The sequence below is a fragment of the Gimesia sp. genome, assembly GCF_040219335.1.
In the GTDB taxonomy this organism is placed as follows: domain Bacteria; phylum Planctomycetota; class Planctomycetia; order Planctomycetales; family Planctomycetaceae; genus Gimesia.
The window spans coordinates 443734-469362 of the sequence record NZ_JAVJSQ010000005.1; the positions used below are offsets into that span (position 1 = coordinate 443734).

The following is a 25629-nucleotide window of genomic DNA, read 5'->3' on the forward strand; positions in this document are numbered from 1 at the left end:
TAAACCTGTTTTAAAGAAAAGTGCGGAGTGCCTGCACGTTTTTGATTATACAGCTTATGATTGAAATTGATACCGCTAACGCAAGTACATGCCCGTTTCACGGTGCGACGGTAAACTTCTGAATGCGGTGGTTATAGGCATCGACCACATACAGGTTACCCTGACTGTCGAACGCCATGCCGTGCGGGGCGTAGAATTCGCCTGCAGCGGTCCCCTGTTTTTCACCACAGCCGCGGAGATACTTTCCTGCTGACGAAAACTGCTGCACGCGGCCGCTGACGGCGGAAATCCAGAGACGATCTTTCTGATCGATACAGACGGCGATCGGGCCGGTGAGACTTTTCACCGGCTGACCACCAAAGCCGCTGAAATAACCACCCAGCCCGCCCGGGGTGTCGGCGTCGGTCCCCCAGTGCTGGAGCAGCATTCCTTCCGCAGTAAACTGCTGGACGCGGCAGTTGGCTCCTTCGGTCGTCCAGAGGTTCCCTTCGGAATCGAAGGCCAGGAACTGTGGACCGCCGACCCGCGAGTTGGGCGTCGCCTTGCCTCCGAATTCGCCCGGCTGACTGCCGTGCTTGCCCCACTCAAACAGGAACTGGCCCGTGGGATCAAAAACCTGTACCCGGTGGTTGGTCTGGTCGGCGACATAGATGCGACCATTGTCCGCCACCGCGATGCCTCCCGGGCAGTTAAATTCTCCTGGTCCTTTCCCCGGCTTCCCCCAACGGCGAATGAGCTTACCTTGAGGGGAATAGATCGAAATCCGATCGCCGATTTTATGCTTGCTCGATCCCGAAGCCACGATGTGCGAGATCACCAGATTCCCCTGCTTGTCGAGCGCGAGCCCACCCGGATTGGGAAGTACGGGAAACTGTGCCAATAATTTGCCTGTTCGATCGAATTTCTGCACGCGGTCATTCAGGTGATCGGTCACATAAATTTCATCGTGAGCATTAATCACAATATCGATCGGAAAATGGAATTCGCCCGGCTGCTCTCCCTGCTGTCCCCAGGTTTTCAGAAACTGAATGGGAGCGGGTTCTGCGGCGTTGATAATCGGTGGATGTATCAGAGCGTGCGCTGCCAGAAGACACAGGCAACAGAGCAGGCCATTTCTCAAAATCTGATTTTTCAATGAGCCAGGCAATTCAAATACCTTTTAGATCGGGAAAGGGATGGGGCAACACTCGATCATAGTCGACTTGCTGATCCCAGGCAAAGAGATTCGGGGACCACTGAATATCCTGTAAATAATTCTGCAGCGCGGTGGCCTGCCTGTATAGAATAGAGACAGACCTGAATTTCCATGAAAATTAGCATCACCAATGTCAATGCGCGAATTTGAATCACCGTCCGAACCCGAATTGTCCCGTCGCGGAGTGCTGGGGGCAGCACTTGGTAGCGCCCTGGCGTTCCTGCGCCACTGGTGGCGTGATACTCCGCTGCAGGCAGGTCTACCTGCGTCTCCAGAGCATGTCACTCCGCAGACTCAGGCAACCATTGAAGGCGGCTTGAAATGGCTCGCTGACCGGCAGGTGGCAGATGGTGGATTTGGCAGCCGGGGTTCGTATGCGCGGAACGTGGGAGTCTGCGCATTGGCGGGGACCGCATTTCTGGCACACCGCGGTATGACCGGCCCGTATCGTCGTGCGATTCAGGAATGCATTCGTTATCTGCTCGGCAGAGCACAGGAGAATGGTTTCATCGTGGAACAGGAGGTCCGCACGCATGCGACGCTGTATGGTCATGGATTTGCAACGATGTTCCTGGGACAGGTCTTTGGGGAATCGTTCAATCCGAACGTCCGCGGCAAATTGAAAGCGGCGACAGAGTTGATTCTGAATCGGCAGGACGGGCAGGGGGGCTGGAGTTATACTTCCGATCCGAAAGACGCGGATGTGTCGATCACCACCTGCCAGCTGCTGGCATTGTTCTCGGCCCGCCAGGCTGGTATCGGCGTGCCGCGGGAATCGATTGAGCGGAGTGTCGAATTTCTCAAGCGGGCGCAGAACGAGGACGGCGGATTCCGTTATCGGCTGGATGATCCCCCCGAATCGCTGTTTCCCCGCTCCGCAGCCGCGGTGGTGGCACTCACCTGTGCCGGGTTGGGAGAGGATCCCGCAGTACAGCGCGGACGGGAATACTTACAGCAGCCACATCCTCCGCTGGAGCTCTCCCCGGGACAACTGGCCGAGTACCATTTCTACGGGCGTTTCTACGCGACGCACGCCGCCTGGCAGGTAGGACAAAAGGAATGGGATCGCTGGTATCCCTCAGTCCGCGACGAGTTGCTCGCACAGCAGTCAACCAGCGGTGTCTGGCACGACGCCAACATCGGCGATGAATACGCGACCGCGATGTCGCTGATCGTACTGCAGTTTCCCTATGGTAATGTGCCCCTGTTGGCGATGCGCTGAATGACAATATTTCGAGATCACAGTGCGAAAGGAAACCATCTTTAAAAGAGATGGGCACGCAGATTGACGCTGTGCTCCGGAGCCTGGGTCAGAAACAGGTTATCGTGAAAGCGATCGACGAATCCCAGATTGACAGAATGGGATGCATAATGCTGGCCCTGATCTGAAGAAAAGCGGCCATTGATTGAGAACGCTCCGGTCTGGTTCTGCTTCAGATTAAACAACGGGCGTGTGTAGGATCCCCGGTCAGGCGCACCATGCTCGGTCCAGCTGAAAGTAAACCAGACCTCCAGCTGATCCGCCTGCTGTTGAAACTGGAATGACCAGTACTGGGCCTCTGAGGTGGGGATCAGCGTTGTCTGTTGCAATTGAAAGTCAGTTTGTTCTTCAGCGCTGACTTGATGCACGAATATCGAGGGCTGGGGACGCGGCTCAGCAGGTAAGAGCAGCCTGTGCGGAACGGCGTTCCTTTTCGCCGCGGCAGGCATCCCTCGCGATTTTTTCGTCCAGAGAGTCGTGATGTGTTGGATGATGATCATGGTCAGTCAGGCTGGGAAAAAATCAATTGAGAGAATCGCCGTCTTCCGCTTCCTCCGTGAGCTCCGCATACGCTTCCTGGAACTCTTCGATCTCATTCCGCAACTGGTCAAAAATAGATTTGAGCTGTGCATTCTGTTCCAGTTCGGGTAGCAGGGGCTGCATGCAATACAGTTGTGCCTCGTAGCGGATCTGAGGGAAGTTGGTTTTGATTTCTGCGAGAATTTCTTCGGTCCGGATGCCCTCTGCGGCAAAGCGGAGCAGGAGTTCGATCGCGTTTCCCTGCGTCCAGTCATATTCGCCCCAGGCGATTTCTCTAATGAAGGGAAGGGCGTCTGCACCCAGGTTATAGATCAATTCGAAAATCGCGAACTGACACGCACTTAACCAGCCACCCAGGCCATGCTGTTGTACGTCGTAGGCATCAGACTGTGGCGGCGGATCATGAAACATTGTTCTGAGCTGATCTAGTTGAGCAACAGAGACTTGTTGTGACTCCTCGCGGGCCAGTTCACGAAACCGGTCATCGATTCCCTGCGTGAGCAGATGCTCGGCCAGTCGGGAAATGATCGCGTTCAGTTCATTCGGTGTCATCGAGTGGTTCGAATTCATGCTTGGCTTTTTAAAGAGAGCGGTAAGTAGATTTTTATTTCAGGACAGTGAATGGAGCCAGAAGGTTCCTGCCCACAGTTAGCGGGCGCCCAGATTCACCGGCGAAGAGGAAGACCGGTCAGAATAAAACGAGGATAACTCATTCAGTCTGATTCCGGTGTTTTTTGCAGGGGAGAGCGGACGCAGATCATAGTCCTGTCTCTGCAGCCGGCCAGCATTCTTAAACTGCGGGTTCGCGCGAATATCCCCCGTTCCCCGGACCGCTGGTTCAGGAACACCGCCGTACCAGAGATTGTGATCGAACTCGATCTGGTCCACCGGGCCTGCGACGTCTGTCAGTGAGGCACGTCCGGTCTGCTGAAAGATGTTATTGACAATTCGCGACTGCCGATGTCCCGTGTCGGCATCAATGTGGAGCAGGGGACCGGTCGAACCACAGGCCGTGTTATGGGCAATCAGGGTCTGCTTCAGTCCGCCTCCCCGCTGATAGTTGCCGGAATAAATGGCATAGTAATTATTCACCAGGATATTGCCGACGATGGTATTATCAGCACTGGGATTTTGATAACCGCCATAATTTTCATTGGCGATCTGGATTCCAGATGCAGGCTGATTGAACCGATAGAATTCCCGCTTACCGGTAGAATAGACCAGGTTGCGACTGACAATTGTATTTGTCGTGTTATCGAGATAGATATTAACAGAAAAATTGTTTGAGACGGTGTTCCCCTCAATGGTCCCTTTATCTGATAGATAAAGACCGATGCCTTCCCCATAGCAGCGTGAAACGGTGTTGTTTCTGATCGTCACATTCTTCGACAGCCCGGCACCAACGCCGAAACTCCACCGCTGATGTGGTTCTCTTTGATTCGACAGCACACAGTCAGTGACGGTGTTGTCTTCAAACAGTAGATCATGAACGGGATCATCCAGGCGATTATAACCGGCGTAGATCCCACTGCTTTGACAGTTTTGAATCTGGTTGCCTGAGACCGTGCCATGATGAATTCGACTCCCCGGCCCCCAGATTGAGATACCGATTTTCTGTGCGTTCTTGATTGTCAGTCCCTGAATCCGGACATGATGCGCGAGGACATTGATCAGACTGGAGTCAGCAGGAGTGCCGCGACCGTCAATCACAGCCGTTTCACCCTGCATCGCACGTACGGTGATCGGGTTCCCCTGAGTCCCGGATGAAATCAGATTTAAAGGGCGGGACTGCGGGTAATTGCCTGCGCGGAGAATTAGAGAATCCCCCGGTTGGCGGGCGGAGTTCAAACCGCGGGCGATACTGCGAAAAGGCTGATTCAGCGTGCCGAGGTTCTGATCGTTGCCATTTGGCGCGACATAGTATTCGGCAGCAGTCAGCTTTCCGGCAGACAGCATCAACAGCAGGATCGCAATCGACGGTAAGCGGGCGAATGAATACACGGCAGAACCTGTTTTGAGAAGGGAGTCAGAGAGGGTGACGGCTTTACTCTCAGATTAGTCTCCCCTTGTCAGAAATACAAACAAATAATCGATCAACTGTTCCTGAATTGTGCGCCCGGGGTGTTCTGGTATGCTGTATGATAAACGTGTCTGTTAGACTTTTGACCGGGGCATCGTCATTCCTTGATACGAGAACACTCTCGATGAAAATATTATCTGATCAGCACACCGCTTTTGAACTGGAAGCACACCAGCCGGAGCTGGCGTTTCTTCCCATCGGGGCAACAGAGCAACACTCACGGCACCTCCCACTTGCCACGGATACGATCCTCGCCGATCAGCTTTCGACAGCCATCCTGGAACAGCTCGACTGGCCCGGACATGTCTTCCTACTGCCGACATTGCCTGTCTCTTCCTCCGAGGAAAATACCGGCTATCGCGGGACGATCAGTTTTACCCCGCTGACCATGCGAAGTATTGTGCGAGATATCTGGGATTCACTTACACGGGTCGGCATTCAGAAGTTAATTGTCTGCCCCTGGCATGGCGGTAATTTTATTCTCAAACCCATCATCCGGGAATTGAATTGTGAGAAACAGCAGTGCCACCTGTTTTATCTCAATCCCTGGGAACAGGTGCCCGCTGCTGTATACGATCAGTTCGCACACGGGTTTGAAGTGCACTGCGGCGATGTGGAAACGTCATTGATGTTGGCACTCTGTCCCGAACATGTGAAAGCGGAGCGGGTCGATAACCCGACGCCCCACTTCAAGGCACCGTTGCAGGACATGTGGTCGATGAAAACGCTTTCCGGCGGAGAAGGACATACGGGGCATCCGACACAGGCGACTGCAGCTAAGGGGGAGATATTCAAACAGGCGGTTATTGAGAACTCGGTGCGTTATCTCCAGGAATTATTAGAACTGTCGCAGCAGTATCCTGAGTATTGATTGATATCGATCGTCGCCTTTGTCACATTTCTCCAAAAATCAAAATGATTTCAAAAAGTTCACAATTCGAAGAAATAAATCGCGTTCCTGGCGCATCTGAAAAGATATAGAGATTTCTCAAAAAACTGCGAACCGTTTTTAGGGAAACGTCTCTTAGTTAACAGTCAGTACAACTGACAGACACGTTGGCATATTTTTAATCACATTCAAAAACGGAAATTTACTCCGATGGTTTCTTATCTGTGGACAATCAGTTTCAAAGGCAAACCCGCAGGCAATCTCGAAGCCGGCCTCCCGGCTGAAGATACGCTCGCGCTGAATTTACGCTGTTGACATCTGGTTGATCCTCAGGTCTCTGAAATCACCCGGTGTCGTCAGGCAGCGGGTTTTTTTGTGTCTTCACCAAATCCAATGACTAATTTACTGCAGTCAGGTGTCGCCCTGTTGGCCTCGCGCTCAGGGTACGCACTTTACTTTGGCCCGTTCAACTTCTGGTGAGGTTACCGGTCTTTCAAGCCGGGCAGGTCGGGTTCGAATCCCACACGGGTCATTTATCTAATATTGAAGGAGCTTTGATCATGGTGAGTTTAACTCGTTCTAAACGCACGGCCCCCGTTTCTATTCGGGGTCGTAGTGTAACGGTCGCATTGCTGGCTTTTAACCAGGCAGGTGGGGGTTCGAATCCCTCCGGCCCCATTTTTGAATAAGAATCAATGGTATCTCACTAATCGTGACAGATCAGACATACCGACGACGAGCAATGAATTTAGCGAGCGCCATTATCCAAAGGGCAAATGCCAGTTGGAGGCCATATGGACGCTATTGTTTACTGATCAGGGGTGTGCCTCCGATTCCCAAACCGACATCGCTTGAAGGGAAAGGACTGATCCTGTCGGCAATTAAATTTCTCGACAAAACTGAAGGGACTGAGAAACAGGTAAGTGAGGAACTCATGCATTGTGAAGTGGGTTCGATCCTGATTCAGAATAAGTATCAGAAATATGATCGACGAAAAATCGTCGTTCTGTTTCTGGATGAAGAAAATTCAAACGCACCGGTCGTCTAACCTGGTAAGTCACTGCCTTTGTAACGCGGAGATGTGGGTTCAAATCCCACCTGGTGCTCTGAGAACGGAAATCACAGAAGCATAAATAACAGCAAACACGCGCCCATGATGTAACGGTAGCCTACTGTCTTGCCATGGCGGAAGTGCGGGTTCGATCCCCGCTGGGTGCTCTTTTTAAACAGGGTGTGGGGAAGTCTGGTCTAACCCGCGTGCCTTGGAAGCACGAGATCGCTGGTTCAAATCCAGCCACCCTGACTTCTTATAAAGAGGATGAGGAAAGAAAAATAATAATGCGGTGGTACTCGTGCTGGTACGGGTGGGCGGCTGTTAACCGTCTTGACGCAGGTTCGATTCCTGCCACCGCAGCTTGAGTGGAAGGCATCGTCTTCTTTCTCAAAACAGACGCCTCTGGTGTAACGGCAGCATGACCGGTTCCAACCCGGTCGATCGGGGTTCAAATCCCTGGGGGCGTGCTTAATCTAATCTGGCTCGGTAGGCAACTGGCAGACCACTTTGGCTTAGAACCAGAGATGCTGTGGGTTCGAATCCCACCCGAGCTACTGAAATTCATTATGTCCTCGCGGAGCAGTCCGGAGTGCTCACCTGGTTGTCAACCAGGAGATCGTGGGTTCAAATCCCATCGGGGACGCTTAAGTCAAGGCACGGTATGCAAACTGGTAAAGCAACGAAACTTAAAATTTCGTGATTGTCTGCGGGTTCGACTCCCGCCCGTGCTACTGGATAGAAGACACACGCGTTGGCTGGGCATTGGCGAGCCCAAGTGGCTGTAACCCACCCGCTTCCTGCTGTGGCGGTTCGACTCCGTCCCAACGCACTTTTTTAAACCACCCGGCCAGGTGGCGGAACTGGTAGACGCGCGACTCTCAGAAAGTCGTTCCTTCAAGGAGTGCGAGTTCGACTCTCGCTCTGGCCACTTTTACTTTACTGCTGACATTACTTTATCCGAGTCCAGGTAACGATGAGGATCATAAGCCGGCAGGTAATAGATCCAGTCAGCCGCTTCATAGAGAATCACTTCTTTAATCGATTCCTGCTTGAGTAAATCGTCGATGATCTCTTCCCGTCGACGTGTGGCCTCTGTTTTATCCCGGGCACGCAACGATTCCTGTGCCTCGTAGAAAAAACTCTTCGCTCCCCGATAGGTCGATCCATGATTGTCGGACTGATCTGCCAGATACGTCTCCAGTTGCAGCCTCGCAGGACCCGAGTCAGGCAACAGTCGAAATCCCAGCAGGGCCGGTTCCACACGCAAACCATGTAAATCGAGCAGCGCAGTGCCCTCGGTAATGGAAGGAATCTGATTCAGCCCGCTGGTCAGATAGCGGTAGTAGCTCGCATCATAAGCTTCCCCTTCCGGTTGTTTCAGTCCGGGAAGTGCAGCGGTTACCTGCTGTTCAACGGCAGCCCTGGGAGGAATCACGGCACGGATTCGTGTTTCCGGAAACGTGTTTTCCAGATCCTGCAACAGGGCACGCAGTCCTTTGGCGACAGTAACGTTCCGGGCGTACCGCCAGACATATTCCGTATCGGGACTCTGACAGGTCTCTGTCCATTCTCCGGCTGGCCAGGTGGTAATCTTTTCAACCAGTTTGGGATCATCCGATTTAAGCAATGGTTGCAAAGCATCCAGCTGCGCTGCTGAGACGGGGGCATAAGCACGATCGAGAGTGAGCCGCCGGAACGATTTGCCTTTCCGCCGATAGTGTCCAGTGGTCTGCACGCCAGACTCACCATCGCCTGAAGTCCCGGCCAGATGCGTGTGCGAACGGGTATTGAGCATGATTTCGTCAAAGGCGGGTTGCTGGAGAATCGTCTGCAGTTGCTTGACGAACATCGCCCGCGTCGCACTCCGGTTCAGGTCCATGATCTCGGGGAGCCAGTCCGGTCCATAATCGATGACAATTTGATCCTGGCCCAGGGGACGCACCGCAGGTCCCTTACCCACAATGCGAAAGCTGTTCTCGATCGTCTGGAAGTCAGTGCGGTATCCGCCCGCGGGAGTGATGCCGGCAATGCGGGTCGTCGCGTTTTCCGGACTGGTTTCCTCCAGTGCCCAGTACGCATTGAAACGACCCACACGGTTGCCTGCTTTCGCATGCGCCGAGATCGGTAACTCTGCCGGTAACTGGACCTTTCCGGAAAACGGACTTCCCGACTCAATCACCAGGTAGCGGCTGCTCGGCGGTCGCTGAAGGCCGTCGATCTGAATCGCACCATCTTTTAATACGTTTAGCGTCCAACCCTCAAGCTCCCGCCGTTGCGCTGTCACCCGCTCAGCGATGGTGGCGTAGGTCTGCAATTGGAATTCACCTTTCGCATTCCGCACGAGCACAAACGAATCGTTCGCGATTGGCGGCGCGTCAGTTGCAAAAATCTTCAAATCGCCTTTCGTCAATTCCTGCGGCTTCGATTCGGGAACACTCTCGAAGGTCAGACTCACGAATTCAGCTTTGTCCGCATTCCCTGCCGCTTCAAACAGTTTGCGGTAATGCGCGAATGCCGTTGTTTCGGTACTGAAATTGGCGGTCGGTGTCGCGTAGGGTAGAAAGTTCCAGAGAAACGCGCCCTGCTCATCGAAGGCAGGGATGACCAGATATTTCATGAGTCCCTGCTCAAAGGGCCTGAAGGTCGCGGTCAGGGAGATCCCGTGGTCCGCAGCGCTCTGGGCATACCAGTTTCCCCACTCGGGATGCAGCCGAAACTGCATGATGAAACCGTGCCATTGATACGCCACCCGATGCCCGCGGCGTCCATACATGACCCGGTTCAACGCTTCACTGTTCAGGATGGCCCGCGCCTGTTTCGCATGCAGCTCCCAGTCGGCGGCTCGATAATTGTCAGGGTTTTCAATGACAGGGTAAGCACCGAGCCAGACAATCAGCCGAGAGACTCCGTGTGCCTGCAGGCGGCGGAAGTATTGATCAAAGGCACTTTTATCGACAGGTTTCCACTGATTCGTCTCATTGTCCCAGAAGATGCGAATCAGATCATCTAACTGATCGGACAGATAACTGATGGGGCGGTCGGGCGGAGCAGGGTAGACCTGAAGCGTCTGTCTCTGCACGATCTTCTCTTGCTGTTTCAGTATGACGGTGAGCTGAAATGAGTCTTCGTCGGCAGTGTTGGCAGAGATGATGTGCAGTCTGCCATCCGTGGAGACCGAGATCTTGTAGCCCTCAAAGTCCAACTGGGGACCTTCCGCCAGCAGTTTACCTTTCTGTTCTGCCTTGAGCAGGATCTGATTGTCCGCGGTCAGCTTACCTGAGATCAGTGGCCAAGTACGCTGGCCGCCGGGCCGGTAACAGAAGGGAGCTTCAGTGTTCCGCTCGGAGAGCCATACTGCCGATTTTTCCGCTTCTGCATTTGTGGCGGAGGCAATCACAAGAAGCAGGCAGATCAGTTTCAGGACTAATTCAGTAGCGATACGCATTCTCTGATTCTCCATCTCTCGTTACTGTGGTCCAGGATCGGTACTGTCTGCTTCTTCAGAGCGTTTGGTAACCGGAATGAATTTCTGTGCGCGTTCGCCATAGATGTCTCCAACATAAACGTTGCCTTTCGAATCCTGGGCAATGCAGTGCACGCCCACTGCTTCGCCGGGCTTGAGTTGTGAGACTTTGGGATTATTTTTGTCCTCGCCGATATCGCCCAGGGGAATCGTCCACAGGCTTTTCACGTGTCCGTCGTTTGCGAGTTTCAGGAAGAGCTGGTCCTTGTACTCCGGGTATTTACCATGTCGTTTCCACCAGTGCGGTGATGAACCACAGATCCAGAGATGGTCATCCGCAGTCACCGAAAGTCCCCAGGGCATCAACAAGCCACTCCACTGGTCGAGGAATTGACCCTCTTGATTGAAAATCTGGATACGGCCGCTGTTACGATCGGCGACATACAGTTTTCCCTGGGAGTCAACGACGATCGCATGAGGTAGAATGAATTGCCCTGGTTGGGATCCATACTCTCCCCAGGCTTTGATGAACTTCCCGTTTTTGTCGAGGTGTACGATCCGCCGGTTGCCGTAGCCGTCCGTTACGAAAATGTCGCCTGACCTGGTGATGGCCATGTCGGTCGGCATATTGAAGTGCGTTTCATCCTGTCCCTTCTCACCCCGCACACCCAGCGTCATCAGCAGTTTTCCTTCCGGAGTATATTTCTGCACGATATGCAGGCCGAAGTCGGTGACCCAGATATTTCCTGCATGATCAATTCGCAACTGATGCGGGTTAACAAAATTGTCTTTGCCCCAGGTTCGTACAAACTTGCCGTCGGCGGTATAGACCTGCACCGGATCCGGACCTTTCTTGAAGAACCAGATCTGATCCTGATCATCGACAGCCAGCCCTGATACCCAGCCTTTTTTGCTGACATGCTGGGGGTAATGCGGCCAGGCGGGATCGACATCATATTCGACAATCACCGGCTCTTTGGCAAAGCCGGGATTCTGAGCCAACAGTTCAGACTGACTGACAACAGCGAGGCAGAGGGTGAACGTACTCAGAAAAAAGAAGTGCAAACCGGTTCGAGGACGAAGCTGGAACATGGCGAATGAAGGTCCTTTCTCATCAGTTGGAAGCAACGCAGACTCAGTAGTCCTGAAACTGCAGGAGCGAGGAACAGGCATCAAAAAGTCCTGCACTCCGGTAATTCAAACTAGCCTATGGCACTATCTGATCTCTATGATAAAATGCGCAAAAGTCTTTAGGATATGCGCAGTCAGCAACAGGTGACGACATGAGTGCGGCTCCCCGCGTGGCATTGCAAATTAATACGTCGACCGGTTTCAGCTCTCAGTTGATTCGAGGCGTGGTGCAATACGCGCAGGAGCATCAACGCTGGAGTCTGCTCGTCCAGCCACGCGGCGTGCGGGAACGCTGGAGGATTCCACAGCACTGGAAGCCGGACGGCGTGATTGCGCGGGTGACTCAGCGTTCCCAGGCCCGTGAATTGCAGAAACTGGGTGTGCCGGTGATTAACGTCTCACGGAGTGTGGTTTCCGGTTTTCCTTTTTCTCAAGTCGTTGCGGATGAGCGTCTGGTCGGTGGCTGGGCCGCGGATTATCTGCTGGAACGCGGCTTCAATCATTTCGCCTACCTGGGACTGGTGACACAACCGCATTACACCGATACCTGTGGTCTGGGATTCACGGAACGCTTGAAATCACACGGACACACCTGTGCCATGTTGCACACACTCAGTGCAGGCGGACGTGCACGCAAACAGCCGACGTTTTCTGAAATGAAACACTGGCTCAATTCGCTGCCGCTGCCGGTGGGGATTTTTGCAGCCGATATCGAGAGTGCCTACGCAGTGACCGATGCCTGCTGGTCGTGCGGTTTGAATGTACCTGAATCGGTAGCAGTACTCTGTGGCGAAGACGATCCGCTGCTGGCTGAGATTTCGAATCCGCCACTCTCCTGTATCGATGCCGATCCTCGACGGGTGGGGTATGAAGCCGCGGAGCAGCTTGATCTGCTATTGAGTGGAAAAAACGTCTCTCGTTCGGTCCGGCTGGTTCCAGCACTGGGCGTGGTCGAACGCAGGTCGACGGATACAGTTGCCTTCGACGATCCACTGCTGGCCGAAGCGGTCCGTTATATTCGGGAATCCGCGACGACTCCCATTGATGTTTCCGACGTACTCAAAAAAGTGCCTGTCTCACGACGTGCACTGGAGCAGCGTTTTCAACGTCACCTGGGCCGCACGCCAGCCGCTGAGATCCGGCGTATTCGGCTGATACGCGTGCAGGAACTGTTGCGTGATACCGACTGGCCCATGCCTCGCATCGCGCGAGCTGCGGGATTCTCCAGTACCGAAGTCATGAATCAGGTCTTCCGTCGCGAACGGGATCAGACCCCCACAGAGTACCGGCGTCAGTCACGTTCCCACGCTGATTGATATTTAATTCTGAAAATCGGCCGCTGACTGCGAACCTGAAAGTGTGTCCCTGCGTCTTTCTGCTGGATTCTGAACAACCCGCGGGTTGTTTTGATTTCCAGCCTGTTGTTCGTTGTGGCGTCTGAGAGCCACTCTGTTCCGAATTCCTGTTCTCTTCTGGCGAGTTGCGATCTTCATCGAGACTGATTCATCATGATCACGCACATTGACGCAGAGGGGCAGGTGCCCGGCCGACTCTCATAAGGTTGGAATACCCGGTTCGATTCCGGGCTCTGCTATTTCTATTTCCAGGGCTGGCATGTACCAAGGGCGGCGATGGACTTTTGCAAAGTCTATGTGATGGGTTCGATTCCCCTCCGGTCCATTCTTTTTAAGATAATCAGAGCCCATTCACCGATCGAGAAAGCAAAATGAGAGAGACCGATGAGACGCATTATCCAGGTAAGAAACTTCCTCAGCGCGACAGAATGTGCTGCGCTCATCGAACGTCTGGAACAGCAGGGCTTTAAAGAACAGCTCTCTGGCGATCGAGACCGCGTGGTCCGCGCCCGTTGCGTCTTCACGGATCAGGAACTGGCAGACACTTACTGGCAGCGTCTGCAGCAGCATGTTCCCGCTTTGACAGACGTTTATACGGATGGATTCACCCCGTATCCGCATCTGAGTTCACCCCTGGCTGAGTTTCAGCCGTGCGGTCTGAATGAAGTACTGCGCTGTTACAAATATCTGCCGGGCGAACAGTTCCGTCGGCATGAAGACTTTGCCTACGAATGGAGCGAAACCCGCCGGACGTTTTACACGGTGCTGTTTTATCTCAACAACGAGTATACGGGTGGGGAAACCACTTTTGATCACAATCAGGTCGTACCCGAAACCGGGCTGGCCGTGATCTTTCCGCACGAACTTTATCATTCAGGTAACATGGTGCAGACGGGCATCAAGTACGCGATGCGTTCGGATGTCATCTTTGCCGTGCCTGAAGTCTGTTAATTCCACTGCTATTCTCAGGGACATTACGATGCAGGAACACGTCTGTCTGATTGGATTCGACGAACCCGAAATTACCGTTTTAAAACAGCGGATTTCAGGTCGCGTCACTGCGCATCCCTCTCTGCCCGGTTACCGGGTTGAGGACGGGCAGCTGTACGTCGATAACGAACAGGGGGGCTGGCAGTCCCGCGTAGATCGTGTGATTTTTCATGGGATCTTCGAAGAGGATCAGGAACTGTTTGTGGCGCTCGCTCTGTGGGGCGGCCCCTGTTTTCCCAATCCACTGGGAATGCTCGCCTGCCGTGATAAACAGGCCTGCCTGGTGCGTGCGCTGTCACAGACACGCTATCCCGGCAGGGGACGAGGTTATGTCCCCGCAGGAAGTGTGGTGAATCTGCAGTCAGATCAGGTGGCCAAGTGGGGCAACTGGCATTGCGGTGAGAATAAGGCGCGAATCCAGGGAGAGTGGCGGGCCGAATTCAGCAGTACGCTGGAACCCTTTTATCCGGGGGACGCGGTGCGTGTGGTTCTGCTGGGCGAAGAAGTGTTACAGATTCGACTCGCTGGAGACGACTGGTTGAAATCGATCCATGATCCGACGGCCGACTTCATGGAAGTCGACGTGGAACTCGCGGACGACACCCGGGCACTGGCCCGGTATTTCGATCTCCCCATGATTGCCAATGATTATATCGTTGGTGATGACGGACAGAAGTATCTGTTGGAAGTGAATCATATTCCGAATGTCACCCGCTTCCCGCTCATCTGGGAAAGGTATGCGGCACTGGTGACTGACTGGTGTCAGACATGAAATAAGCAAAAACCAAACAGGAAGTAACATGCGATCAACACGCGAACTGGATCTGACGAAACTGAACAGTGCGACGAAGTACCCTTCGATCCCCACGTATCATGCGCTGGGAGAACGGGGCGCTCTGCTGCCAGAGACCGTCGACTTCAACGGAGAACCGCTGATCGCAACGGAAAAAGTGGACGGCACCAACAGCCGGATCATTCTGATGCCCGATGGATGCTACCTGATCGGCAGCCGCGAAGAACTACTGCATGCGCGGGGCGATCTGATTCACAACCCCGCCCTGGGCATTGTGGAGACGCTCAAGCCGACTGCCGACCGGATCGTGGAGACGGTTTCCACGCCCGCGGATGTCATCACCGTAGTCTATCTGGAAACGTACGGCGGTAAAACGACCGCAGCTGCGAAACAGTACACGAGTCAGCGCGAGTATGGTTATCGTGTGTTCGATGTGAGCCGGATCGCGATGGCGCACCTGGATGCCAGCCGGGAAGCGATTGCCGCCTGGCGTGAGAACGGCGGACAACCGTTTCTGCAGGAACAGGAATTGACTGATCTCACTGCGTCCCTGGAGCTGGAGTTGACGCCGCGGATCGAACTGCGGGAACCACTGCCGACCTCTATTTCGGAAACGCATGCGTGGCTGGAGTCAATGCTTCCCACGACGCTGGTCGCTCTGGACACAGACGCCGGCGGCAGACCCGAAGGTCTGGTGGTCCGTACTGCAGACCGCAGTCGGATTGCCAAAATCCGTTTCGAAGACTACCAGCGGCATCAGAAACGGGCGGCTGATAAAAAGTAGCTTGTAAAGAAAACTCCCCTTCCGATGGGAAACTGTCGGGAGGGGAGTTTCAGTTTTATGGACATCTCATAATCAGGAAGCGTTCAATGCTGCCCGCACGCCTTCGGCGTAGGCTGGGTCGACCAGTTCAAAGTGTTTGAGCTGGCGGTCGACAATTTCCTGGGGCACGCCCTGCATGGCGGCGGCGATGTTGGAGAACAGTCGCGATTTCTGTCCGTCGTCGAACAGTTGGAACAGGGCGCGGGGCTGTGAGTAATCGTCGTTGCCTTCGCGGTGATCGTAGCGGTCTGCATCTCCCGAAATCTGCAGAGGTGGCTCGGCGACATCGGGACGCTCGACCGGGCCGTTGAAAGAGTTCGGTTCGTAATAGGCATCCACGGGGCAGCCGTTCGATTTGAAGTGCATTGCACCGTCTTTGTGATAGTGATGCACGGGGCACCGCGGCTCGTTGACGGGCAGGGCTTCGTAATGCGTGCCCAGGCGGTGCCGGTGGGCGTCTGCATAGGAGAAGACGCGGGCCTGCAGCATCTTGTCTGGGGAGTAGCCAATGCCGGGCACCACGTTCGAAGGAGAGAACGCCGCTTGTTCGATCTCCGCGAAATAGTTTTCGGGATTGCGGTTCAGTTCCAGCGTGCCGACATGGATCAGCGGGTAATCGCCGTGTGGCCAGACTTTTGTCAGATCGAACGGGTTGTAAGGCGTTTCATCCGCATCAGTCTCGGGCATGATCTGTACCTGGAAATTCCATTTAGGGAACTCACCCTGTTCAATGGAATAGAATAAATCTTCCTGCGTACTTTCACGGGTTTTGCCGACCACCTCTTCCGCTTCCTCGTTGGTCCAGTGCTTGTGTCCCTGCTGCGTTTTGAAGTGGAACTTGACCCAGAAGCGTTCGTTTTTCTCGTTGATGAAACTAAAGGTGTGGCTGCCGTAACCGTTCATGTGTCGTACGTCGGTGGGCAGACCCCGGTCTGAAAACAGAATCGTCACCTGGTGCAGCGATTCGGGTGAGAGTGACCAGAAATCCCACATTGCAGTGGGAGACCGCAGGTTTGTTTTGGGATGCCGCTTCTGGGTGTGGATGAAATCGGGGAACTTGTAGGCATCGCGTACAAAGAAGACCGGCGTGTTATTGCCGACCATATCCCAGTTACCCTCTTCGGTATAGAACTTGAGAGCGAAGCCGCGGACGTCCCGTTCCGCATCAGCGGCACCAGCTTCGCCGGCCACCGTGGAGAAGCGGGCCAGCATCTCAGTTTTAGTTCCGGGCTGCAGTACTTTGGCTTTCGTATATTTGCTGATGTCGCCTTCGATGGTCAGTGTGCCATACGCACCCCAGCCGTTCGCGTGTACGACGCGTTCGGCGATCCGCTCCCGGTTCTGATGCGCGAGCTTCTCGAGCAGCTGGTAGTCCTGCAGAAGCACTGGTCCGCGCGGTCCTGCGGTGAGGGAATTCTGATTATCGGGAACAGGGGCACCGCCGGTGGTAGTCAGCGTCGGCTTCTGATTCATCGTGTCACTCCTTGAAAGGATTTTAATAGCGATTTTGCTGCTGAATGACTCCGGAAGTGGTTCAACAGAATTCTCATTACTGAACTATAGGGGGCTGTGATCAGCATGTCTAATACTATCTGCGTATAGTTGCGATAACCGGCGTGCATGATCTGTTGTCTGAGGTGAATGCCTTGACTGACTTTAACTGGGACAGACATCCTGTTGTCTGGCATATGCTCTGAGATGTTCCTGGAACGCCTGCAGCAGGCGACTTTGAAAGCGATACGGATTCCAGACCATCGCGATTTTACGCACCGGTTTGATACCGCTCATGGAACGATAGACGCGGCGGTCACTCTGGTCCAGTTTGCGTGCCATCTGCGGTACCATTGAAATGCCATGCGAAAGCGAGACCAGTTCCTGCACCATCGCCAGCTGGCTCGTCTGTTCGACGGCCACCGGATGAAATGAGCGCTGCCGACAGAACGAGACAATGTTGTCCGACAGGCAGTGTGCTTCATCGAGCAGCACGAACGGGAGCGATTTAATATCGTTCAGCCGAATCTGTGGTTTGTTGACCAGTGGATGATCGGGGGGCAGAACCAGCAGCAGTTCTTCCTGAAACAGTTCTTCGATCTCCAGATATTTCGCCGGGACCGGCAACGCCAGAATGGCCAGGTCGATTTCTCCCTGGGTACACCGCTTCAGTAGATGGTCTGTGGTGTCCTCCTGCACGATAATTGAGGCCGCCGAGAATTCAGTGGAAAACTGTCGCAGCAGGTTCGGTAAAAAGAACGGTGCGATGGTCGGGATTGCCCCGATGCGAATCTGGCCACTGCGGCCATCGTCTGAGATCTCGGCTTTGGTATCTTCGATCAAAGTCAGAATCTGCTGCGCTCGTGACTGGAGCAGGGTGCCGGCGTCGGTGAGGGCGACCGAGCGTGTCCTGCGTTCGAAGACCGGCTGGCCCAGTTCTTCTTCCAGTTTCTGGATCGAGCGGCTCAAGGCCGGCTGGGAAATATTCAGTTCTTCCGCCGCCCGGGTAAAATTTCCCCGCTCTGCGACCCTCAGAAAATAGCGTAACTGATCGACTTCCATTGATGCATGTCTCCGCACGTTAATGTGATATTCGCATTGTATGGTATGTCGACTATGAATGAAATGCATGAAGAATCGGCTGGATCTTTATCGCTGGTAAACCGGGCGAACTTTCCGGACGGAACTGCATAAATCATGGTATAATAGTGTGTTGAGGTTCGATTCCACTGGGGAAGTTCGTCGATATTAATGGATGGTCTGCAGCAGATGAACATATCAAGATCATTGCATGTTATCCGTCTGTGAATTACTATTAATAGAGAGATCCCACCTTGCGTAAGCGAGTTCCCACCATGCTCACTCCAACGGAGTTTTTGATGACTACTGGATTGAAACGCATCTGTCTCATTCTGCCATTACTGACGGCTCTGGCGACGACCGTTTCTGCAGAGACGAAGCAGCCGGAACAACTGACGTACGAAGAACACATTCGGCCCATCTTCCGCGCCCATTGTTATGACTGTCACGGTGCGACGAAGGACCTCAAAGGGGGCCTCGATTTACGGCTGGTCCGTTTCCTGATCAAAGGCGGCGATTCGGGAGAATCGATCATCCCCGGGAAACCGGATGAGAGTTATCTGATGGAGCGTATTGAAAGTGGCGATATGCCTCCCGGCGAAGCCCGCGTTCCGGAACACGAAATTGAGATCCTCAAACGCTGGATCGCCGCCGGTGCGAAGACCGCGCGTCCCGAACCCGAATCGATTGGGGTCGGGTTAGGCATCACACCTGAAGAACGTGCCTACTGGGCCTTCCAGCCGATTAAGCGTCCCGAGCTTTCTCAGGAAGCAAAAGAGAATCGCCGAGTGCGGACTCCCATCGATGCATTGCTCTTACAGGCGATGCCCGAGGGACTCACTTTTTCGCCGGATACCGATCGACGCACGCTGATCAAACGGGCTTACTTCGATCTGCTGGGATTGCCCCCCAGCCCCGCGGAGATGCAGAAAGCACTCGCGGATCAATCGGAGGGCTGGTATGAACGTCTGCTGGATGAACTGCTCGCATCGCCTCACTACGGGGAACGCTGGGCGCGTCACTGGTTGGATGTCGCCGGCTATGCAGACTCAGAAGGCTACACGGTTAAAGATGATGTCCGACCCTGGGCCTGGAAGTACCGCGACTATGTCATTAAATCATTGAATGAAAACAAACCCTTCAATCAGTTTATCACCGAACAGTTGGCGGGAGACGAACTGGCGGGCAAGCGGGAAGGGGACCTGACTCCACAGCAGATCGAACTGCTCAGTGCGACCGGTTTTCTGCGGATGGCCGCCGATGGAACCGGGAGCGGCAGTAATAACCCGGAAGCACGCAACCAGGTGATCGCCGACACGATGAAAATTGTCGGCTCTTCACTGCTGGGGTTGAGTGTGGCGTGTGCGCAGTGTCACGATCACCGCTATGATCCCATTCCGCAGTCTGACTACTTCGCACTGCGGGCGATCTTTGAACCCACCTTTGACTGGCAGAAATGGCAGACACCGCAGCAGCGACGGATCTCGCTCTACACCGCAGCTGATCGTGCTGAGGCAGCCAAGGTCGAAGCGGAAGCACAGAAGGTGCTGGCTGAGAAAAATGAAGTCCAGGCCAAGTATATGGCACAGGCGCTGGAGACGGAGCTCAAGAAATATGAATCACCGCTCCGCGAACAGTTGAAGGCTGCCTACGACACGCCCAAGGCCAAGCGGACCGCAGAACAGAATGAGCTGCTCAAGAAACACCCGAGTGTGAATATCACGCCCGGCGTGCTCTATCAGTATATTCCGAAATCGCGAGAAGAGATGCAGGAGTTTGACAAGAAGATCGCGGAGATTCGCCAGAAGAAACCGGTCGAAGAATTTCTGCGGGTCGCCGTTGAGCCTCCTGGACATGTTCCGGTGACAAAGCTCTTCCATCGGGGCGATTACCGTCAGCCTCAGCAGGAGATCAAACCGGGAGGTTTGAAAGTGGTCTCCCCGCCGGATCAACAGCAGCTGTTCCCCGAGAACGATGCGTCTCTTCCGACGACGGGGCGGCGGCTGGCCTTTGCCCGCTGGCTGACCAGCGGCGAACATCCCCTGGTGGCCCGCGTTCTGGTCAACCGTTTCTGGATGCATCACTTTGGACGGGCGATTGTGGCGACCCCGGGTGAGTTTGGAAAACTGGGAGCGAGTCCCACTCATGAAAAACTGCTGGACTGGCTGGCTGCTGAGTTCATGACTCAGGGCTGGGATCTGAAGAAACTGCATAAAACCATCATGCTCTCCACTGCGTATCGTCAGGAGGGAGCCCCCGATCCCAGTAAAGAATCGATTGATCCGGACAACCATTACTACTGGCGGAAGCCGATCCTGCGACTCGAAGCTGAAACGATCCGCGACCGGATGTTGAAGGTGACCGGTCAACTCGACGAGCAACTGTATGGGGCGCCGGTCAGTATTAAAGAAGACGACTTCGGCCAGATCGTGGTGTCGGGTGAGCAGCATCGCCGCAGCCTGTATGTCATGGCCCGCCGCAGTCAGCCGGTCGGCATGCTGCAGACCTTCGATGCGCCCGTGATGGAAACCAACTGTGAGCGTCGTTCCAGTTCGACCGTGGCGACTCAGTCGCTGATGCTGATGAACGGCAGCTTTATCCTGTCACAATCCGGCAAGCTGGCAGAAAAACTGACCAGTGAAGCACCCGAACTCAAGCCAGAAACGCTGGCACAGCTGCCGGCACTCCCCGCGACGGCGAAGCCCGTCTGGAGTTATGGCTATCGCAGCCTGGCTGATACGAAATCGTTGACCAGTGAATTTACGCCACTGCCACACTGGACCGGATCCAGCTGGCAGGGAGGTCCTAAGCTTCCCGATCCACAACTGGGCTGGGTCACTCTAAATGCCGGCGGTGGACATCCCGCTACGAAATATGCCGCAGTCCGTCGCTGGACCGCGCCTGCAGCGGGCACACTGTCTGTCACAGGCAAGCTGCAGCACGGGAACGAAAACGGGGACGGCGTCCAGACGCTGGTTCTCTCCAGTCGTTCCGGTCTGGCTGGTGAGTGGAAAGTGCATCACAGCGCCGCCGATACGAACGTGGCTTCACTGGCTGTACAGCAGGGGGACACGATCGATTTCATCACAGGCTGCAATGGTAATACCGGCTTCGATTCTTTCTCCTGGGGGCTGCAGCTGACCCTCAAGGCTGAAGGCGGTCCGACTTTCAAATGGGATTCGGCAGCCGAGTTTCGGGGGCCGGAACCACCGCAGAAAAGTCTGCCCGCTCAGGCTTCGTATGCGTTTGAGCTGGCTTATTGTCGCAAACCGACGGACGACGAATTGCAGATGGTGATCCGCTTCATTGGAAACCAGCTGGCCTGGCTGCAGCAGCATCCCGATCAGTTGCCCAAGGGAGTCACCCCGGTTCGGCAGACGATGACCAATCTCTGCCAGACTCTGATGAGCTCCAACGAGTTTTTATACATCGATTAGTAAACTACTGCTGCATCGCGGTACATAATGTTCGCGCGATGCCAGTACAGATACTCCTTTGAATCAGGTGAGTTACTGATGACACAGTTTTTCAGCAGACGACAGTTTCTGGCAGAAAATGCAATGGGGATTGGCTCGGTCGCTTTGGCCTGGCTGTTGAACCAGGAGCAGGCCCAGGCCCGCCCCAAAAGCGTGACCGCGGAGCAGGAACACTTCGACCTGAAGCCAAAACCCGCACCAATGGCACCGCAGGCTAAAGCGATGATTTCGCTGTTCCAGCACGGCGGACCGGCGCACATGGATCTGACTGATCCCAAGCCGGAGCTGTCCAAGTACAGCGGCACCGATTTTAAAGGGGATATTCACTACAGCTTCGTAAATGAAGCCAGTAAGAAGCTGCTGGGCAGTCCCTGGAAATTTCGCAAACATGGTGAATGTGGCACCGAGCTTTCAGAACTGCTGCCGCACCTGGGAGAGGTCGCCGACGATATCTGCCTGATTCGTTCGATGCACACCGGAGCCAATGGTCACGAAGTTTCCATCCGTTATTTTCACGGTGGCATTCCCGGCGTTGTCGGGCGACCGAATCTTGGGTCGTGGCTGGTTTACGGTCTCGGATCGGAATCGCAGAACCTGCCGGCATACATGGTACTCACCGATCCGGGCGGACTGCCTGTGGACGGCGTGACCAACTGGTCCAACGGGTTCATGCCTTCGCTGTTCCAGGGAACCGTACTGCGTCCCAAAGAGCCGCGGATTCTGAACCTGGATGCACCCGCGCATCTGCAGGGAGATCTGCAGGCCCAAAACCTGGAACTGCTGCAGTCTTTGAACCGGAAACATTATGAACAGCATCCGCATGAGTCCGATCTCGAAGCACGCATCGCCAGCTACGAACTTGCAGCGCGGATGCAGACCGCGGCCCGCGAAGCACTCGACCTGTCACAGGAAACGCAGGCGACTCAGGAAATGTACGGCTTGAACAATCCCAAGACCCGCGACTACGGTACCCGCTGTCTGATTGCCCGCCGACTGGTAGAGCGGGGCGTTCGGTTCGTGCAACTGTTCCTGGGAGGGCAGCCGTGGGACAATCACAGCAGTATCATTACCGGGCTGCCTGCGATTTGTGGTCGCACCGATCAACCTGCGGCGGCACTCGTTAAAGACCTCAAACAGCGCGGGATGCTGGATTCCACACTGGTCCACTGGGGGGGCGAAATCGGTCGTCTGCCTGTGACCCAGGATCATGGCGATCCCAAGAAAGCGGGCCGCGATCACAACGGGCAGGGCTTCAGCATCTGGCTGGCCGGCGGCGGAATCAAGCCGGGGATGACCTTCGGCAAAACCGACGAATTCGGGCACAAGGCAGTTGAGAATGTGGTCACCCCCAATGACTTCCAGGCAACCATCATGCGGCTGTTTGGGCTCGATCATCAGAAGCTGTTGTTCTTCTATAACGGACAGGAGCAAATGATTACTAATAACCGTCCAGCTCGCGTCGTATCCGAAATCCTGAACAAACCGGTGCCAACTGTCGGAGGAGACGCCTGAAGTTGAGGCGTTTCGGCAACATCTCGTTAAATCCGTACGTGAGCGGGAATATCGATCAGCGGGTCGATTTTTTCGCTCATTTTCCGTTTGCCTCAGTGACGGAAAGAGGGGAAAGTTCAAGTACTTAATTAAACTTAAATATTGACAGTGTCGATTCACATTAGTAAGGTTTTATATAGAGATAGCGCTATATTAAGCATCCCTCCATCACTCAATCCCACCCCAATCAGAGCCGCCATGAATATCTTGCCTCAAGCAGTATCGACGCGTCGGTTATTTTTCGGTTTGACTCTTCTGCTGGTCTCACTTTATCTCAGTAATGCCACCCATGCCGAAGACGTGAAACAGCCGGTCAGTTTTGTGAATGATGTGATTCCCGTCCTGACGAAAGCAGGCTGTAACATGGGAACCTGTCATGCGAAAGCAGGGGGAGGCCAGAACGGTTTTCAGCTCTCGCTGCTGGGATTCGAACCGCTCGAAGATTACGACAGCCTGGTCAAGGAAGCACACGGACGACGTCTGTTTCCTGTTGCTCCGACTCAGAGTCTGCTGCTGACCAAAGCGACCAACGAAACACCACATGGTGGCGGCAAGCGGCTGAATCGGGATTCCGAAGGTTACCGGCTGATTCAGCGCTGGATTGAAGAAGGCGCGCAATGGAAGACCGGCGCTGAGCCGGAACTGGTCTCCGTCGAAGTGCAGCCCGAACGCGGCCTGGTTGAGATGGGCGAAAAACAGCAGCTCAAGGCCATCGCCAAATATTCCGACGGCTCGACCCGTAACGTGACACACACTGCGTTATATGAATCCAACATTAAGTCGATGGCGGACGTCGACGAAGAGGGACTTGTCAAAGTCAAAGACATCCCGGGGAAAGTCGCCATTATGGTTCGTTACCAGGGAAAGATCGCGGTCTTCACCGCAGCCATTCCCCTCAACGCACCGATTCAGAAAGTACCCAGCGAAAAGAATTTCATCGATCAGCATGTGTTCGCGAACCTCAAAGAACTGGGGATTCCTCCTTCGCCGGTCTGCGACGATGCGACCTTCCTTCGCCGGGTGACGATTGATATCTGTGGTCGTTTCCCCACAGAGGAAGAAACAAAAACATTTCTGGCCAGCACCGAAGCCGACAAGCGGGACAAACTCGTGGAGCGTCTGCTGCAGAGCCCGAACTATGCGGATTACTTCGCTTCTAAATGGACGCCGCTCCTGAAAAACCGTCGGGACGCCGCCAGTGATATTACATCGAACTTTGCTTTCCACGCCTGGATCCGCGACAGCATGCTGGCCAACGTGCCCTACGATCAACTTGTTCGTGAACTGCTGGGTGCAACCGGAACCGTTGTCAGCAATCCGCCTGTCGCCTGGTATAAACGGGTGACCGATCCCAAGGAACAGCTCGAAGATATTGCCCAGTTGTTCCTGGGAGTTCGTATGCAGTGTGCCCAGTGCCACCACCATCCGTTCGAACGCTGGAGCCAGGACGACTATTACGGTCTGGCAGCATTCTTCTCGCAGATCGGACGTAAGCCGACCGGTACACGGGGCGAAGACCTGATCTTCCACGAACGAGGTGTGGCCCAGGCGAAGAATGTCAAATCAGGTGAAATGCTGAAACCTGTCGCGCTGGGAGATTCTGTGGGTGAGATTTCACCCGATGAAGATCCCCGTCTGAAACTGGTTAACTGGATGAGTTCTCCGGAGAATCCTTTCTTCGCGAAGGCCCTGGTGAACCGCTACTGGAAACATTTCTTCAAGCGGGCCTTGATTGAACCCGAGGATGACATTCGGGACACCAACCCCCCTTCGAACCCGGAACTGATGGCTGCTCTGGAAGCACATTTCATTAAGTCCGGATTCGATCTGAAGGCACTGGTCAAGGTGATTACCCAGTCGCACACGTATCAGTTGAGTTCGATGCCCAACGAATACAATCTACTTGATCGCCAGAATTACTCGCGGTTCTATCCGCGACGTCTGCAGGCTGAGGTGATGCTCGATTCCATCGATGATCTGGCCGGGTCGACCAGCTCGTTCGCGAACCTGCCACCGGGGACCCGGGCGATTGCCTTACCCGATAACAGTTACACCAATTCCTCAGCGTTTCTGAAAGTCTTCGGTCGTCCCAACAGTGCATCCGTCTGTGAATGCGAGCGGGAACAGACTTCCAGCCTGGCTCAGAGCCTGCACCTGATGAATTCGAACGAGGTCAAGTCGAAGCTGGCAGCCGGAGGTGGCCGGGCCGCCCAACTCGCGAAAGAAGACGAGCCCATCGAAGCCCAGGTGAAAGAGCTCTACATGGCTGCTTTTTCACGTGAGCCTCGTCCCGAAGAATTGAAAACCGCAATCGAATTTCTGACGACTCCGGTCGAAGATGGAAAAACCAAAGCGGATGCAAAGAAAAAACCGACCAACAAAGATTTTCAGGATTTGATCTGGGCCTTGATGAACACGAAGGAGTTTCTGTTCAATCACTAGGCAGCCGATTTTTAT

At 54.4% G+C, this 25629-nt stretch carries 18 protein-coding genes and 12 tRNA genes; 22 read left to right on the top strand and 8 right to left on the bottom strand.

Annotation, left to right across the window (positions count from 1 at the left end; all coding sequences use genetic code 11):
• Positions 1-97: 97 nt before the first annotated feature.
• A complete protein-coding gene (locus RID21_RS05750; protein ID WP_350187657.1) occupies positions 98-1147 on the bottom strand; it encodes an NHL repeat-containing protein in 1050 nt (349 codons plus the stop codon).
• 178 nt (positions 1148-1325) lie between these two features.
• Here RID21_RS05750 and RID21_RS05755 point away from each other — a divergent pair, with 178 nt between their 5' ends.
• Positions 1326-2417 (top strand): prenyltransferase/squalene oxidase repeat-containing protein, encoded by a 1092-nt coding sequence (locus RID21_RS05755; protein ID WP_350187658.1) that lies wholly within the window; start codon positions 1326-1328, stop codon positions 2415-2417.
• Between the two features lie 41 nt (positions 2418-2458).
• Here RID21_RS05755 and RID21_RS05760 read toward each other — a convergent pair whose 3' ends face one another.
• The 3 genes from RID21_RS05760 to RID21_RS05770 form a co-directional block, all read right to left on the bottom strand.
• Complete coding sequence (locus RID21_RS05760) at positions 2459-2956, bottom strand: hypothetical protein (RefSeq protein ID WP_350187659.1); 498 nt, start codon at positions 2954-2956, stop codon at positions 2459-2461.
• A gap of 22 nt (positions 2957-2978) precedes the next feature.
• Positions 2979-3566 (bottom strand): hypothetical protein, encoded by a 588-nt coding sequence (locus tag RID21_RS05765; RefSeq protein ID WP_350187660.1) that lies wholly within the window; start codon positions 3564-3566, stop codon positions 2979-2981.
• 78 nt (positions 3567-3644) lie between these two features.
• Complete coding sequence (locus RID21_RS05770) at positions 3645-4997, bottom strand: right-handed parallel beta-helix repeat-containing protein (protein WP_350187662.1); 1353 nt, start codon at positions 4995-4997, stop codon at positions 3645-3647.
• 203 nt (positions 4998-5200) lie between these two features.
• On the opposite strand from RID21_RS05770, the gene RID21_RS05775 reads away from it, so the two are divergent.
• The 14 genes from RID21_RS05775 (at position 5201) to RID21_RS05840 (ending at position 7947) form a co-directional block, all read left to right on the top strand.
• Entirely contained in the window at positions 5201-5947 is a 747-nt protein-coding gene (locus RID21_RS05775) for a creatininase family protein (protein WP_350187663.1), read from the top strand.
• 477 nt (positions 5948-6424) lie between these two features.
• Positions 6425-6497: transfer RNA gene (locus RID21_RS05780), tRNA-Glu, on the top strand.
• A 74-nt stretch (positions 6498-6571) separates the two neighbouring features.
• Positions 6572-6643: transfer RNA gene (locus RID21_RS05785), tRNA-Lys, on the top strand.
• A gap of 145 nt (positions 6644-6788) precedes the next feature.
• Positions 6789-7013 (top strand): hypothetical protein, encoded by a 225-nt coding sequence (locus RID21_RS05790; RefSeq protein WP_350187665.1) that lies wholly within the window; start codon positions 6789-6791, stop codon positions 7011-7013.
• A tRNA-Thr gene (locus RID21_RS05795) sits at positions 6999-7071 on the top strand. The genes RID21_RS05790 and RID21_RS05795 overlap by 15 nt, the downstream gene beginning before the upstream one ends.
• 41 nt (positions 7072-7112) lie before the next feature.
• Positions 7113-7183, top strand: a tRNA-Gly gene (locus RID21_RS05800).
• Between the two features lie 9 nt (positions 7184-7192).
• Positions 7193-7268: transfer RNA gene (locus RID21_RS05805), tRNA-Pro, on the top strand.
• Positions 7269-7304: 36 nt separating this feature from the next.
• Positions 7305-7379: transfer RNA gene (locus tag RID21_RS05810), tRNA-Asn, on the top strand.
• 36 nt (positions 7380-7415) lie between these two features.
• A tRNA-Trp gene (locus RID21_RS05815) sits at positions 7416-7486 on the top strand.
• A gap of 13 nt (positions 7487-7499) precedes the next feature.
• Positions 7500-7573, top strand: a tRNA-Leu gene (locus RID21_RS05820).
• Between the two features lie 14 nt (positions 7574-7587).
• Positions 7588-7662: transfer RNA gene (locus RID21_RS05825), tRNA-Asp, on the top strand.
• Positions 7663-7672: 10 nt separating this feature from the next.
• Positions 7673-7750 (top strand) — tRNA-Leu (locus RID21_RS05830).
• Between the two features lie 17 nt (positions 7751-7767).
• A tRNA-Tyr gene (locus RID21_RS05835) sits at positions 7768-7848 on the top strand.
• Between the two features lie 16 nt (positions 7849-7864).
• A tRNA-Leu gene (locus RID21_RS05840) sits at positions 7865-7947 on the top strand.
• Between the two features lie 3 nt (positions 7948-7950).
• Here the strand turns inward: RID21_RS05840 and RID21_RS05845 are convergent.
• Positions 7951-10464, bottom strand: coding sequence for a hypothetical protein (locus RID21_RS05845; RefSeq protein WP_350187666.1), 2514 nt, complete (start codon positions 10462-10464; stop codon positions 7951-7953).
• A 21-nt stretch (positions 10465-10485) separates the two neighbouring features.
• Positions 10486-11574 (bottom strand): peptidyl-alpha-hydroxyglycine alpha-amidating lyase family protein, encoded by a 1089-nt coding sequence (locus tag RID21_RS05850; protein ID WP_350187667.1) that lies wholly within the window; start codon positions 11572-11574, stop codon positions 10486-10488.
• Between the two features lie 191 nt (positions 11575-11765).
• Between RID21_RS05850 and RID21_RS05855 the strand changes: the two genes are divergently transcribed.
• The 4 genes from RID21_RS05855 to RID21_RS05870 all read left to right on the top strand — a co-directional run bounded on the left by RID21_RS05855 (position 11766) and on the right by RID21_RS05870 (position 15535).
• Complete coding sequence (locus tag RID21_RS05855; protein WP_350187669.1) at positions 11766-12929, top strand: AraC family transcriptional regulator; 1164 nt, start codon at positions 11766-11768, stop codon at positions 12927-12929.
• Between the two features lie 423 nt (positions 12930-13352).
• Positions 13353-13919 (top strand): 2OG-Fe(II) oxygenase, encoded by a 567-nt coding sequence (locus tag RID21_RS05860; RefSeq protein WP_350187671.1) that lies wholly within the window; start codon positions 13353-13355, stop codon positions 13917-13919.
• Positions 13920-13947: 28 nt separating this feature from the next.
• Complete coding sequence (locus tag RID21_RS05865; protein ID WP_350187673.1) at positions 13948-14730, top strand: ATP-grasp domain-containing protein; 783 nt, start codon at positions 13948-13950, stop codon at positions 14728-14730.
• Positions 14731-14758: 28 nt separating this feature from the next.
• Positions 14759-15535 (top strand): RNA ligase family protein, encoded by a 777-nt coding sequence (locus tag RID21_RS05870; RefSeq protein ID WP_350187674.1) that lies wholly within the window; start codon positions 14759-14761, stop codon positions 15533-15535.
• Between the two features lie 72 nt (positions 15536-15607).
• Here the strand turns inward: RID21_RS05870 and RID21_RS05875 are convergent, their stop codons facing one another.
• Together RID21_RS05875 and RID21_RS05880 are read right to left on the bottom strand one after the other, a co-directional pair.
• Positions 15608-17047: a catalase gene (locus RID21_RS05875; RefSeq protein ID WP_350187675.1), complete on the bottom strand. Its 1440-nt coding sequence runs from the start codon at positions 17045-17047 to the stop codon at positions 15608-15610.
• A 183-nt stretch (positions 17048-17230) separates the two neighbouring features.
• On the bottom strand, positions 17231-18127 hold the full coding sequence (locus RID21_RS05880; protein ID WP_350187676.1) for a LysR family transcriptional regulator: 897 nt from the start codon (positions 18125-18127) through the stop codon (positions 17231-17233).
• A 317-nt stretch (positions 18128-18444) separates the two neighbouring features.
• Between RID21_RS05880 and RID21_RS05885 the strand changes: the two genes are divergently transcribed.
• The 3 genes from RID21_RS05885 to RID21_RS05895 all read left to right on the top strand — a co-directional run bounded on the left by RID21_RS05885 (position 18445) and on the right by RID21_RS05895 (position 25614).
• Positions 18445-21582, top strand: coding sequence for a DUF1553 domain-containing protein (locus RID21_RS05885; RefSeq protein WP_350187677.1), 3138 nt, complete (start codon positions 18445-18447; stop codon positions 21580-21582).
• Positions 21583-21660: 78 nt separating this feature from the next.
• Entirely contained in the window at positions 21661-23133 is a 1473-nt protein-coding gene (locus tag RID21_RS05890) for a DUF1501 domain-containing protein (protein WP_350187679.1), read from the top strand.
• Positions 23134-23370: 237 nt separating this feature from the next.
• On the top strand, positions 23371-25614 hold the full coding sequence (locus RID21_RS05895) for a DUF1549 and DUF1553 domain-containing protein (protein ID WP_350187681.1): 2244 nt from the start codon (positions 23371-23373) through the stop codon (positions 25612-25614).
• The last annotated feature ends 15 nt before the right edge of the window (positions 25615-25629 follow it).

Excerpts from the sequence above, each read along its gene's own strand:
- RID21_RS05755 (WP_350187658.1), top strand. The coding sequence starts at position 1,326 with ATGTCAATGCGCGAATTTGAATCACCGTCCGAACCCGAATTGTCCCGT.
- RID21_RS05760 (WP_350187659.1), bottom strand. The coding sequence starts at position 2,956 with ATGATCATCATCCAACACATCACGACTCTCTGGACGAAAAAATCGCGA.
- RID21_RS05765 (WP_350187660.1), bottom strand. The coding sequence starts at position 3,566 with ATGAATTCGAACCACTCGATGACACCGAATGAACTGAACGCGATCATT.
- RID21_RS05775 (WP_350187663.1), top strand. The coding sequence starts at position 5,201 with ATGAAAATATTATCTGATCAGCACACCGCTTTTGAACTGGAAGCACAC.
- RID21_RS05845 (WP_350187666.1), bottom strand. The coding sequence starts at position 10,464 with ATGCGTATCGCTACTGAATTAGTCCTGAAACTGATCTGCCTGCTTCTT.
- RID21_RS05850 (WP_350187667.1), bottom strand. The coding sequence starts at position 11,574 with ATGTTCCAGCTTCGTCCTCGAACCGGTTTGCACTTCTTTTTTCTGAGT.
- RID21_RS05855 (WP_350187669.1), top strand. The coding sequence starts at position 11,766 with ATGAGTGCGGCTCCCCGCGTGGCATTGCAAATTAATACGTCGACCGGT.
- RID21_RS05860 (WP_350187671.1), top strand. The coding sequence starts at position 13,353 with ATGAGACGCATTATCCAGGTAAGAAACTTCCTCAGCGCGACAGAATGT.
- RID21_RS05865 (WP_350187673.1), top strand. The coding sequence starts at position 13,948 with ATGCAGGAACACGTCTGTCTGATTGGATTCGACGAACCCGAAATTACC.
- RID21_RS05870 (WP_350187674.1), top strand. The coding sequence starts at position 14,759 with ATGCGATCAACACGCGAACTGGATCTGACGAAACTGAACAGTGCGACG.
- RID21_RS05875 (WP_350187675.1), bottom strand. The coding sequence starts at position 17,047 with ATGAATCAGAAGCCGACGCTGACTACCACCGGCGGTGCCCCTGTTCCC.
- RID21_RS05880 (WP_350187676.1), bottom strand. The coding sequence starts at position 18,127 with ATGGAAGTCGATCAGTTACGCTATTTTCTGAGGGTCGCAGAGCGGGGA.
- RID21_RS05885 (WP_350187677.1), top strand. The coding sequence starts at position 18,445 with ATGACTACTGGATTGAAACGCATCTGTCTCATTCTGCCATTACTGACG.
- RID21_RS05890 (WP_350187679.1), top strand. The coding sequence starts at position 21,661 with ATGACACAGTTTTTCAGCAGACGACAGTTTCTGGCAGAAAATGCAATG.
- RID21_RS05895 (WP_350187681.1), top strand. The coding sequence starts at position 23,371 with ATGAATATCTTGCCTCAAGCAGTATCGACGCGTCGGTTATTTTTCGGT.